This window comes from Mesobacillus sp. LC4 (assembly GCF_053543455.1).
The window spans coordinates 1022704-1035394 of record NZ_JBGCUB010000001.1; the positions used below are offsets into that span (position 1 = coordinate 1022704).

The window sequence follows — 12691 nt, forward strand, 5'->3', positions numbered from 1 at the left end:
TTTTAAAAAGAACAAAAAATATCTTATAAAGAACTCCTGGCGCAAAAGGGGCTATAATTGTTAATCTTGGCTGCCATTTTACTGTGGAATTTATGAGGACTTTGGATTTTATCCATAAAAATGCCGGCAAACACGGAAGGTTTGCCGGCTGTAGTTTTCTGTTCTAAAGCCATTTGATTTTCGGCTCTGTTTTATTGCGGATTCTCTCAATATTGGCTCGATGCCTGTAGATGACGAAACTGGCCAGGACTGCGACAACCATGATCAAAGGGAGGTCCTGGGTAAAGAGCGAGTAAATGAACGCGGCAATGCCGGTTAGAATGGAAGATAGGGAAACATACTTTGTTATGTACAAGCTGATGAAAAAGATTAAGAGCATGAATATGAATAATACCGGAATATATGCCAGCAAAACCCCACCGGAAGTGGCTACCGCTTTACCGCCTCGAAATCCAGCGAAGATAGGATACATGTGTCCAATCACCGCAAAGACCCCTACTAAAAGCATATGGAGATCATCCGTATTTAGCAGCAAGGGCAGACTTGCAGCAAGAGTTCCTTTCAACACGTCAGCGATACTAACTATTAAACCAGCTTTTACTCCCAGTGTCCGAAATGTATTTGTACCGCCTAAGTTCCCGCTTCCATGTTCACGAATATCTTTACCATAGAACAATTTTCCGATAATAAGGCCAGAAGGTATTGATCCCAGCAGGTATGCCAGAATAATGATTATTGCGTTTATTGCCATGAAATATTCTCCTTTTAAGATTTTAAGGTTCTTTTATTTTACCATGTTCTATTAAAAACTCCATGCAAATCTTGAACAAAACTGTTTTTGTCATTCATGATAGATGGATTTGCTTGCTAAGTTTATAACTTGCTGAATAAGTGAATAAGTAAGTAAATTAACTTAAGGAGCCCTTCTAAAATGAAGATTGGGAAAAGTTTATCTAAAAGAAAGCCATTATTGTTCATAATGATCCTTGCAATAATCCTGATCACTATTGCTGTCTACCAGACCAATAAAGACATTCCTGAAGGCTTATCATATGAAGGGAAAGTCCATAAGGTCAAGGATGTCCGCTTCTTATATGATTTAACCTATAAAGGGAGAGACGGTAAACAAAAGTACGAACATGAAATATTCGATACGATCCAAAAGCGGATTGGTGAAGCAGAAGATTTTATTGTCCTGGATATGTTTTTATTTAATGGCTATTACAAGGAGGACATGGGCTACCCAGAAATAAGTGAATCCATTGGAGAAAAACTGATCGCCCAGAAGAAAAAGCATAAGGATCTTAAAGTAGTGTTCATCACTGATGAAATAAATTTGACTTATGGATCTCACAAATCAGGTCTTTTGAAGGAGCTGTGGGACCATGACATTAAAGTTGTTTTCACGAACCTGGATCCTCTAAGGGATTCCAACCCACTATATACGGCTTTTTGGCGGGTGTTTCTCCAGTGGTTTGGCCAATCAGGAGAAGGGTGGATCCCTAATCCAATGGCAAAGAATGCGCCTGATGTGACGCTCCGGTCCTATTTTGAACTACTGAACCTGAAGGCTAATCACCGGAAAGTGTTCGTCACTGAGAAGACAGCTATCGTAGCATCCGCGAACCCTCATGATGCTAGTGGGTTCCACTCAAATATCGCCTTTGAAACAAGTGGAAATATCATAGGTGATATATTGGAATCTGAGCAGGCAGTACTCAATTTTTCAGGAGGTGGCAATCTCCCTGAGTACACTCCCCAAAAGGCCGAAGGAGATATCAAGGTCCAGGTTTTAACGGAGGGGAAAATCCTCAAACATCTCTTGAACGAGCTGAAAAACTCTGGAAAAGACGATCATATTTGGATAGGAATGTTCTATCTTGCAGAAAGAAAAGTCATCGACGAAATTGACAAGGCTGCTGATCGGGGAGCAAAAATAAATATTATACTTGACCCTAATACCAACGCTTTCGGAAACCAGAAGTCTGGTTTGCCAAATATCCCGGTGTCAGAAGAGATCATGGAATTTGGCAGCGAAAATATTAAGATAAAATGGTACAATGCTGGCCAGGAACAATATCATTCAAAATTGATTTACTTTGACAGAGGAAAGAGCAGTGTCATTCTCGGAGGATCCGCCAACTTTACCCGTCGGAACCTCAATGATTTAAACCTCGAAACCAATATCAAAATAGCAGCCGATTCTGATCGCCAGGTCATCAAAGATGTTGACCAGTATTTCAGTCGAATCTGGAATAATGAAGAAGCAAAGTTTACACTGGATTATGAAGAAAATAAGGACAAGATGACTCCATTTAAATATATTATCTATTGGATTCAAAGGATTCTATGGTTTACCAGCTATTAACATAAAAGGCATCTAATGCGGATGCCTTTTTCTAATGGATTGTTTTAATACAAAAATTCCTTCATTTACAGTATCCTTAAGTACGATATTATTAAAAGCGAAGGAAAATGGATTTCATTTAAAGAATTAGCATACATATAAATGCGCGATTTACTATTATGCCAAGAAGATGGAGATTGAAGTATGAAGACAATATTATCAGCCATTCAGTGGATGGCCTTTATCATTGCTGGTTCAATTGTAGCACCGATTGCGATCGCTGATTTATTCCAATTGAATGATTTGCAGACGACTGGATTAGTGCAAAGAACAATGTTTGTGTTAGGGATTTCGAGCCTGTTGCAGGCTCTGATCGGACATCGTATGCCAATTAATGAGGGTCCCGCCGGACTATGGTGGGGTGTTTTTACGATTTATGCGGGATTGAGTGCAACCCTGTTTACATCTAGCCTCGAAACACTGCAAGCTTTAGAAGGAGCCATGATCATCAGTGGAGTTGTATTTTTTCTATTAAGTTTATTCAAGCTTATCGATAGACTAGCAGCGTTATTCACACCTGTAGTCAGTGGGATTTACCTGCTTTTGCTTGTGATTCAGCTAAGCGGCTCATTCTTGAATGGGATGGCTGGACTTGGCGGAGGTCGAAGCGAGGTGAGTCTTCCAATCGCTATGTTCAGCATTTTTTTGGTATCATTCACTTTTTATCTAACAAGGCATCGTATTAAATGGGTCAGCCAGTATGCTATCTTAATCAGCCTGGCTGCTGGCTGGCTGCTATTTAAGACTTTTAACCTGGGAAAAGCATATGAAGTATATACAGGGCCAGCATTTGCCATACCGGAAATTTTCGCATTTGGGAAGCCTATTTTTAATTCAGGTTTAATTGTGACATCGGTTTTCATTACATTCCTGCTAATCACCAATATGTTGGCCAGCATAAGGGTTACTGGACAAGTTCTAAAGGATATGGGGTCTGATCGCACTGATTTCCGCTACAGGGCCAGCGGTTTCACAGCTGGAATCAACCAGCTGCTTGGAGGGATTTTCTCGGCAATTGGGTCTGTCCCAATTTCTGGCGCCGCAGGGTTTATCTCAACTACTGGTATCACAAGGATTCTGCCTTTTATCATCAGCTCATTGTTAATCATCCTTGCAAGTATGCTGCCGCATGTAATGTCTTTGTTCGCAGCTCTACCTGCACCTGTAGGCTACTCCGTTACTTTCGTTATATTCGTGAATATGACAGGGATCGCTTTTTCAGAATTTGATCGTGAAAACGATAAAAGCAGGATTCGAGTCGTGATTGGAACCGCCCTGATGGCAGGTGTAGGCGCGATGTTCATTCCGGGCGAGGCTTTTCGCAATATTCCGCCTGTCCTTGTTTCAATCCTTAATAACGGGTTAATCCTTGGCACTTTGCTCGCTGTTGCCGTTGATCGATTCACACTTTACCAGAAAAAAGAGAAAGGAGAGATTTAAAGCTTTATAATTATTTAAGTAACACATGCCTTGAGGCAAGTTTATTTGAGTCTGAAAAGTAGTGCGATAAAATAATCATTAGGATCGAATTATTCCATAGGAGTGATGAAAATGGCAATCAACAATCCAGGAAGAGAAGAAATCGGCAAAATCCTTAAAAATTCAAAAAGGATTGCAGTTGTCGGATTGAGTGACAACCCTGAGCGGACTTCCTATATGGTTTCAAAGGCAATGCAGGCAGCTGGCTATGACATTATCCCCGTGAATCCGACTGTAGATGAAGTTCTTGGAATCAAAGCAGTTAAAACGTTAAAAGAAATTGACGGACACGTAGACATTGTCAATGTTTTCCGCCGATCAGAATATTTGATGGAGGTTGCAGAGGAGTTTGCCGAAATCGATGCGGATGTTTTCTGGGCACAGCTTGGTCTTGAAAATGAAGAGGCCTACAACTTCCTGAAAGAAAAAGGATATTCTGTGATCATGGACAGATGCATTAAAGTAGAACATGCTTTAACAAGGTAAATAGGTGCGTGAGGACTGATGTTCTCACGCTTTACTTTTGTTATAGCAAATATTCAGCCATAATATTACATAGTATTGTACATCAAGGCGGGGATTTACATGGAGTTATTGAACAAGCAGCTAGCTCAGGAAATTGTAGACAGGACGATGGGGATCATCGGAAAGAATATCAATTTAATGGATAATCAGGGCGTGATCATTGGCTCAGGCGACGAAAAACGCATAGATGACATCCATGAAGGGGCAGTCATCGTCATTCAACAAGGAAAGGGCTTTGAAATTACTGATCATGAAGCAAAAAGGCTCAATGGTGTTAAACCAGGTATTAATCTTCCTATACTCTTTGAAAATAGGATCATAGGAGTAATCGGCATAACTGGATCACCAGATGAAGTCAGAAGCTATGTAGAACTCGTACGGATGGCTGCTGAGCTCAGTCTTCAGCAGGCGGTTTTGATGAATGAAATACAATGGGATGAAAGGCTTAAGGAGGAACTCGTCAGCCAAATCATCCATGCTGAAGGCAAACATGACTCGCTCTTCCTCGAAAGAGCTGTGCGCCTTGGAATTGATCTTCAAATGGAGCGGGTTGCGATTGTCATCATGACTCCTGACAGGAAGAAAACTTACGCCTATTTAAAAAGTCGACTGAAAAAAGATGATCTATTATTGATGCAGGATGATAGGATCGTGATTTTAAAGGTCGTACCGAGAGATGACATTGATCATTTCCTGAGAAAAACAACTGAGACATGGCTTAATGGTTTAAGAATGAATGAGCAAATCCAGGTGAAAATCGGGGTTGGCCAATTCCATGAAGGATTGCCAGGCTTCACGGAGTCATACAGACAGGCAGTCATGACATTGGATTCTGGTCTGAAATTATCTCCACAAAACGATATATACATGTTTGAGGATTATTATTTGCCAGTATTCCTTTTAAGTGCTTCTCACAAAGGGCTCACGGGGAATTTGCAGCCTTTTTATAAGCGTCTGATGGAGAAGGATATTAAAGGCGAGCTGACTGAATCTTTGAGAGCTCTAATCGATACGAACGGAGACATGAATAAGGCTGCACAGAGGCTATTCGTACATAGGAACACGCTGCGATATCGACTTGATAAAATCACTGAAATAACAGGCAAGGATCCACGGAAAACAACAGACCTTCTTCACCTTTATTTATCATTTCTTAATAGTGAGCTGGAATGAAATTGTGCAAATGCACAAAAGATCTGTACTATTACAGGTCTTTTTTTGATGATTTGACTAATGTAATATCAATAGACAGCGCTTACAATTGGGGTACAAAACGTTTTTAGGAGGTATCACCGTGGATATTCAAGTAAGCGCTTTCGGCGCAATTGTAGCACTAGTAGTAGCTATTTTCCTTATTTTAAAGAAAGTTTCACCAGCATATGGAATGATTGCAGGTGCCCTGATCGGGGGACTTGTAGGCGGAGTTGATGTCACGAACACCGTTGCCTTGATGATGGAAGGGGCAAAGGGAATCATTCCAGCAGTATTAAGGATCCTGGCTGCCGGAGTGCTGGCAGGAGTCCTGATTGAATCAGGTGCTGCTGCAGTAATCGCCGAAACAATCGTTAAGAAGGTCGGGGAAACACGTGCGTTACTTGCACTGGCAATCGCGACAATGATCCTTACTACTGTTGGCGTATTTGTCGATGTTGCTGTCATCACTGTTGCGCCAATCGCGTTGGCAATCGCAAATAAAGCGGGTATTTCCAAAACAGCGATCCTGCTTGCGATGATTGGCGGCGGCAAGGCTGGGAATATCATGTCACCGAACCCGAATGCAATAGCTGCAGCGGATGCGTTCCAAATCCCATTGACATCTGTAATGGCTGCGGGAATCATTCCAGCTATTTTCGGATTGACCGTTACGTATATTTTAGCTAAGAAGCTAGTAAATAAAGGTTCGATGGTAACAGTTCAAGAAAGTGAAACAACGGTTAAAGGAAAGCACCCATTAGTAGTCCCGGCAATCGTGGCCCCATTAGTTACCATCATTTTGCTCGCTCTGCGACCTTTATTCGATATAAACATCGACCCAATGATCGCCCTGCCAGCCGGAGGAATCGCTGGAGCGCTTGCGATGGGCAGGATCAGGCAAATCAATGACTATGCAATCGCTGGATTAAATAAAATGTCTGGAGTAGCAATCATGCTCCTTGGTACAGGAACACTCGCGGGAATCATCGCCAATTCAGGGTTGAAGGATGTCTTAATTAACAGCCTGGATGCGCTTGGTCTACCAGCCTTCGTCCTTGCACCTGCATCTGGTATTTTCATGTCAGCGGCTACTGCTTCTACAACAGCAGGGACCGCAGTTGCTTCGCAGGTTTTCGGTTCGACCATATTGGAAATGGGTGTCACCGCACTAGCGGGTGCAGCCATGGTACATGCGGGTGCCACTGTCCTTGACCATCTTCCACACGGAAGCTTCTTCCACGCAACTGGAGGAAGTGTCAACATGGAGATCAAAGAACGTTTAAAATTAATACCTTATGAAACAGCAGTCGGTTTAACGCTCGCAATCGTTTCGACACTAATCTTTGGGATCTTCAAGTTTTTCGGATAGATAAAAGCTTTGGTATGAATAGTACCTAGATTTCTAAAAATGGTCTGGATTTTTCTTGTAAAGTCCAGACCTTTCATTTCAGCGTATGGATACTGTGGTATTCAATGAGAGGAGAAACGATCATGAAAATTGTAATTGCACCTGATTCTTTTAAAGAGAGCCTTACAGCGCTCGAGGCTGCTTTAGCAATCGAAAGTGGCATGAAAAAGATCCTCCCTGGAGCAAGTTTCGTAAAGGTACCAATGGCAGACGGAGGCGAAGGAACGGTCCAATCCCTTGTTGATGCCACAGGCGGAAAACTGATCACCAAAACAGTGACAGGCCCACTCGGTACACCGGTTGAAGCCTTTTTCGGGATTTCAGGTGATGAAAAGACAGCTGTCATAGAGATGGCTGCTGCTTCAGGACTTCATCTTGTACCTTCATGTAACAGAAACCCTCTGGAAACGACTACTCGGGGTACAGGTGAATTAATTGCAGCCGCTCTTGACTATGGTGTTGAGCATATCATTATTGGGATTGGCGGAAGTGCCACTAATGATGGAGGAGCGGGTATGGCCAAGGCCCTTGGTATCTTGCTGCTTGATTCATATGGAAAAGAAATCGGCGAGGGCGGAGGAGCCTTAGGTTCTCTTGCTGCAGTGAACATGGCTGGGTTGGATAAACGGCTTGAAACAGTGAAGATTGAAGTTGCTTGTGATGTGGATAATCCCTTAACGGGCAAAAGAGGTGCATCACATGTTTTTGGACCTCAAAAGGGAGCAACGCAAGAAATGGTTGAAGTACTGGATCACAACCTTCACCATTTTGCCCAGGTCATTTTGAAGGACATCGGCAAGGACATCGAGAAAGTTCCAGGTGCCGGAGCAGCAGGTGGGCTTGGTGGCGGATTAATGGCGTTCCTGTCGGCAGAGTTAAAAAGAGGTGTTGACATCGTGATTGAGGCCGCTCAACTAGAAAGCCATATCCTAGATGCCGACTTTGTTATAACCGGAGAAGGAAAGATTGATGGTCAGACGATTTTCGGAAAGACTCCTATAGGCGTTGCCAAAACAGCTAAACGACATAATGTCCCGGTCATTGCGATTGCGGGTAATGTGGGTGCCGACAGTGAAGTTGTCCACGAGCATGGAATTGATGCCGTGTTCAGCATAGTTCCAGGTGTTGTATCGCTTGAAGATGCCTTTAAAAACGCTCACACATTTACAGAAAAAATTGCAGCAAATATCGCAACCATCATAAAACTTAGCAGATGACGAGAACTCGGAAAGGTGATTATTAAATCAACAGTAATAGAAATATATATCTATTTTGATCAAATTCATGAAAAAACCGCGGGCTGAAATACAGCAACGCGGTTTTTTATGTTTAAAAAGGTTGGAAATCGAATAAATATAATTAAAGCACTATGTGAAAAATAAAAAAGCACCATACAAGGTGACTTCGGGAAAAGAGATTTGTAATAAAAATATGTACATAGTAAAATGACAGTTGGTACTTATTTAACTGATCAATGAATGCACAATAATTCTAGCATAACAATACCACAAACCAAGGTGGGAGTCAAGTATTAGAGCGTTGAGTCTGGAGTGATTTAAATGGAAGAAAAGCAACTGAAAGACTTGGAAATGGAACAAGAACGTGTTGAATTCATCATTGAGGAAATTGATAAAAAAGCAGCGAAGTGGAATGAGAGTTCAAGTAATGTCGGCTCTGATGCTCTTCAAATCCGAAAAACCTTTTGGGAAGATGTTACGGTCAACTTTGATGAAGCTGATGATGTAGCGGAAACTTTTACTAGCATCAAGCAGCAGGCTGCTCTTTTATCAGAGCGTGAACGGACTCAATCTCAAATGATCAAGCAGCTGCAGACTTTGTCTCGCCTCAGGTTTTCTCCTTACTTTGGCAGAGTCGATTTTAAAGAAGACGGTGAAGACAAAGCCGAGCAAATATACTTAGGCATCGCCACTTTAATGGATGAACAGGAAGAAAACTTCTTGATTTATGATTGGAGAGCACCTATTTCCGGTCTTTACTATGATTACTCCCCCGGCCCTGCGAAATATAAAACTGAAACAGATCTCATTGAAGGTACAATGGAACTAAAACGACAGTTCGTCATTAAAGGCGGAAAAATCTCAGCAATGTTTGAAACCGGGGTTACCATTGGGGACGAAATGCTTCAGGAAGTCCTTGGCAATAATGCCGATACCCAGATGAAAACGATTGTGGCTACGATCCAGAAGGAACAGAACCAGATTATCCGCAATGACTCAAGCAGTCTTATTGTTGTTCAGGGTGTGGCTGGAAGCGGAAAGACTTCTGCTGCCATGCAGCGTGTCGCCTACCTGCTATACAAGTACAGGAATATCATCACATCGGAAAACATCATGCTATTCTCACCAAATCCGCTGTTCAATAGCTATGTTGCTACAGTATTGCCTGAGCTTGGTGAGGAAAATATGCAGCAGGCCACCTTCCAGGAATATCTTTCAACGCGTTTCGGCAGCGAATATGAACTGGAAGACCCTTTTGAACAAATGGAGTTCATGCTTGAAGCCGAAAAAAACAAAAATTACTTTGATAGGATTGAAAGTATCCGATTTAAAGCAAGTTTGGCATTTAAAGACCTACTGGATCAATACGCTAAGAAACTGGCTGGCGAAACGCTAGTCTTTAAAAGTTTAGGCATTAATAAACGCGCCATCATCTCAAAGAAAGAAATCACCGCATATTATGATTCGCTCGATCAGAGTATTTCAATTCCAAATAGAGTTCAGCTTGTTAAGGAATGGCTTTTAAAAGAGCTTAAGAGAAAAGCAAAAGCGGAATTGTCACAGGAATGGGTGGAGAAGGAGATCCAATTTCTTGAAAAGGAAGATTATCTAGAGGCATTCAAAAACAGCCAACAAAAACAAGGCGAAGCGGAGGATACCTTCCATGATCTTGATCGAGAGCAGAAATGGCTATCTGAAATGGTAGTTAAAAGACGCTTCAAACCACTATTCAATGCTGTGAAAAAATTAAAATTCATCAATATAAGAGCCATTTTTATGGATTTCTTTAAGGACGGCCATCTTATGGCTGAACCTTTACCGGAAAATTGGAGTGCCATCTGTGAACAGTCCATAAGCAATTTGGAGAATAGATACATTGCCTATGAAGATGCAACACCTTTTCTTTATCTTCAAGATTTAATAGAAGGCAGGAAATCAAACTCATCGATTCGGCATGTTTTCGTTGATGAAGCCCAGGACTATACTCCATTTCAGTTTGCGTATATAAAGATGCTGTTCCCGTATAGTAAGATGACACTGCTCGGTGACATAAACCAGGCAATTTATTCGGGGCCTACCGGGGCCCAGACGATTCTGGCGGATTCAGCACTTGATTTTGGAGAAATGGAACTTTACAGCCTCACAAAGACCTACAGGTCAACAATGCAAATCGTAGAATTTACCCGCCAGCTAATCGAAGGCGGCGAAAGGATTGAACCTTTTAATCGGACCGGACCAAAGCCGGTTATCATCCAAGGCCTTGAAAGCAGAGACCATATTCTTAAGGTGAATGATTTGATTTCGGAGCTTCAAAGGTCGGGGCATAAAAATATCGCGGTTATTTGTAAAACAGCCAAGGAGAGTAAGGCTGCTTTCGAGGGTGTCAAAAAAGCAGTTGACGCAAGGCTGATCGAAAAAGGCACCATGACGTTTGAAAATGGGGTGAATGTGGTGCCGACATACCTGGCAAAAGGAATTGAGTTTGACGCGGTGATCATTTATGATTCATCTGTCTATACAAGGACTGAGGAAAGGAAATTGTTATATACTGCCTGTACAAGGGCCATGCATGAATTATATATCCTTTCTAAAGAAGAACTTAGTCCGCTTATCGAAGAAGTTGATGAGCAGCTATACAATCTGGTATAAAAGCTACAAGCCGTCCAATTAAGGGCGGCTTGTTACATGGTAATGGTTTACCTTAACCATTCAAATAAAGACTTCTCTCTTTTGTTGATGCTCGGCGTCTCTTTGTTTGCTTCCTGCAGTGCTGAATTCACATCAATCAAGCCATTTCCAAACTGAACATCTTTTCCTTGCTCCCCAAGATCGATCGCAGAATTTTTGATGATCCTGATGACTTGAGAGCTTGTTAATCCAGGGTTAGCAGATTTTATAAGCGCGGCAAGGCCGGCGACATGTGGAGCGGCCATGGACGTCCCTGAAAGGGCTGCATACTGTTCATTGAAGTAGGTGCTGGGGATATAAACTCCAGGTGCGGCAATATCAATATAATCCCCATAGTTAGAAAAGCTTGCCCGGTTTCCATTATAATCTACCGCAGCAACACTTATGACTTCTGGATAGGCAGAAGGGTAGGTAGGCTGGTTTGATGAGTCATTGCCGGCTGCAGAAACCATGACCACATTATTCTCATAAGCATAACGGACAGCTTCTTCAAGAACTTTTGAAGGCTGATAATTGCCAAGACTAAGGTTAATCACATCGGCCCCATGATCAACAGCCCAGACTATCCCCTTTGAAATGTCAAAGGTGGTACCATACCCTTTTGCCCCCATTGCTTTTACCGGCATGATTTTACTGTACCATGTCATTCCGGCTACTCCTTCATTATTATTGGTTTCTGAAGCAATAATTCCGGCTACATGGGTTCCATGTCCATTGTCATCATCCGGCTCAGATCTATCATCAATCACATTGTACCCTTTAACAAGTCGGTTTTTTAAATCAGGATGATTCAAATCAACTCCGGTATCAACAATCGCAATTTGGATTTCTTCATTTCCACGGGTGACGTTCCATCCTTGTTCCGTCCCGATCACCGGTAAATTCCATTGATAGTTCTCCTGGTAAAGAAGGTCATTAGGTCCACTCACTTCATTTTGCATCAAGATAAAATTTGGTTCAACATACTCAATATTTTGTCTCTGGCTAAAATATTGAATCATTTCAGGCGTTTCCATCGCAGTCGATCTGAAAATATAGATTGAATTCAGATGCTTGATGACCCAGCCCTTGATATCCCGGGTTATTTCATCTATTTCTTCCGCGCTTGGTTCAATAGCAAAGTCTACTGTGGCTTCATGATCATAATAATGACTTGTGTTCTTTTTATTATGAAAGATTAATGTGATTTCATCTTGGGTATCAAGTTGTGTCTTGATTTTCTCACCCATCTTTACATTGTTGACCTTCGCCATGGACCGTTCGAGCATGATTGGTTGTCCTGCTGACTGAATTTGTTGCCCCTGTCTATTTTCATCAGTGTCACTTCTGAATACACCGCCGGCAGTGACAGCAAGAAGAAGGAGCAGTGCCGTTCCAAGAAAGAACACCTTGGTGCTTCTCATATTGAATGTCCTCCATAAAAAGAATTTGTTCTTATGTTGCAGTTCATCTTGAAAAAATAACGCCGGAAATCGCTGGGAGTTTGATTCAGGAACAGGTATTGCAAGTATGCCGTGAGAAAATCATAATTTAAACAGCATCCAGGACGACATAAAACCTTCACATAAGTATCCAAAAAACTGATTTTTTATGACAAAATTCCAATTAATTCTTGAAATCCGTTTGCCAAATTCCAATTAATCGCTACAATTAAGCATAGACGCCATTCTTATGGTAAAATAAATAAGAGAACAATTGTTCTGATCCAGATAAAAGGCAGCTTTATATGTAAAATGGCCCAATTGATTAGAC

General features: G+C 41.8%; 9 protein-coding genes. 7 read left to right on the forward strand and 2 right to left on the reverse strand.

The window, feature by feature from the left end:
- Positions 1-163: 163 nt before the first annotated feature.
- Positions 164-751, reverse strand: a complete 588-nt coding sequence (gene plsY, locus AB5I83_RS05305) for a glycerol-3-phosphate 1-O-acyltransferase PlsY (RefSeq protein WP_448973390.1) — start codon at positions 749-751, stop codon at positions 164-166.
- 180 nt (positions 752-931) lie between these two features.
- Between plsY and AB5I83_RS05310 the strand changes: the two genes are divergently transcribed.
- The 7 genes from AB5I83_RS05310 (at position 932) to helD (ending at position 10900) form a co-directional block, all read left to right on the forward strand.
- Positions 932-2368 carry a phospholipase D family protein gene (locus AB5I83_RS05310; RefSeq protein ID WP_448973391.1) on the forward strand — a complete coding sequence of 479 codons (1437 nt, stop codon included), beginning with the start codon at positions 932-934 and terminating at the stop codon, positions 2366-2368.
- Positions 2369-2551: 183 nt separating this feature from the next.
- Positions 2552-3847: a purine/pyrimidine permease gene (locus AB5I83_RS05315; RefSeq protein WP_448973393.1), complete on the forward strand. Its 1296-nt coding sequence runs from the start codon at positions 2552-2554 to the stop codon at positions 3845-3847.
- A gap of 111 nt (positions 3848-3958) precedes the next feature.
- The gene (locus AB5I83_RS05320; RefSeq protein ID WP_448973395.1) at positions 3959-4372 is read left to right on the forward strand and encodes a CoA-binding protein; all 414 of its coding nucleotides are present in this window, start codon (positions 3959-3961) and stop codon (positions 4370-4372) included.
- 99 nt (positions 4373-4471) lie between these two features.
- Positions 4472-5584, forward strand: a complete 1113-nt coding sequence (locus AB5I83_RS05325) for a sugar diacid recognition domain-containing protein (RefSeq protein ID WP_448973397.1) — start codon at positions 4472-4474, stop codon at positions 5582-5584.
- Between the two features lie 121 nt (positions 5585-5705).
- The gene (locus tag AB5I83_RS05330) at positions 5706-6974 is read left to right on the forward strand and encodes a GntP family permease (protein ID WP_448973399.1); all 1269 of its coding nucleotides are present in this window, start codon (positions 5706-5708) and stop codon (positions 6972-6974) included.
- A gap of 122 nt (positions 6975-7096) precedes the next feature.
- Positions 7097-8230: a glycerate kinase gene (locus AB5I83_RS05335; RefSeq protein ID WP_448973400.1), complete on the forward strand. Its 1134-nt coding sequence runs from the start codon at positions 7097-7099 to the stop codon at positions 8228-8230.
- Positions 8231-8572: 342 nt separating this feature from the next.
- Complete coding sequence (gene helD, locus AB5I83_RS05340; protein ID WP_448973402.1) at positions 8573-10900, forward strand: RNA polymerase recycling motor HelD; 2328 nt, start codon at positions 8573-8575, stop codon at positions 10898-10900.
- 47 nt (positions 10901-10947) lie between these two features.
- Here helD and AB5I83_RS05345 read toward each other — a convergent pair whose 3' ends face one another.
- On the reverse strand, positions 10948-12342 hold the full coding sequence (locus AB5I83_RS05345) for a S8 family peptidase (RefSeq protein WP_448973404.1): 1395 nt from the start codon (positions 12340-12342) through the stop codon (positions 10948-10950).
- Between the last annotated feature and the right edge of the window lie 349 nt (positions 12343-12691).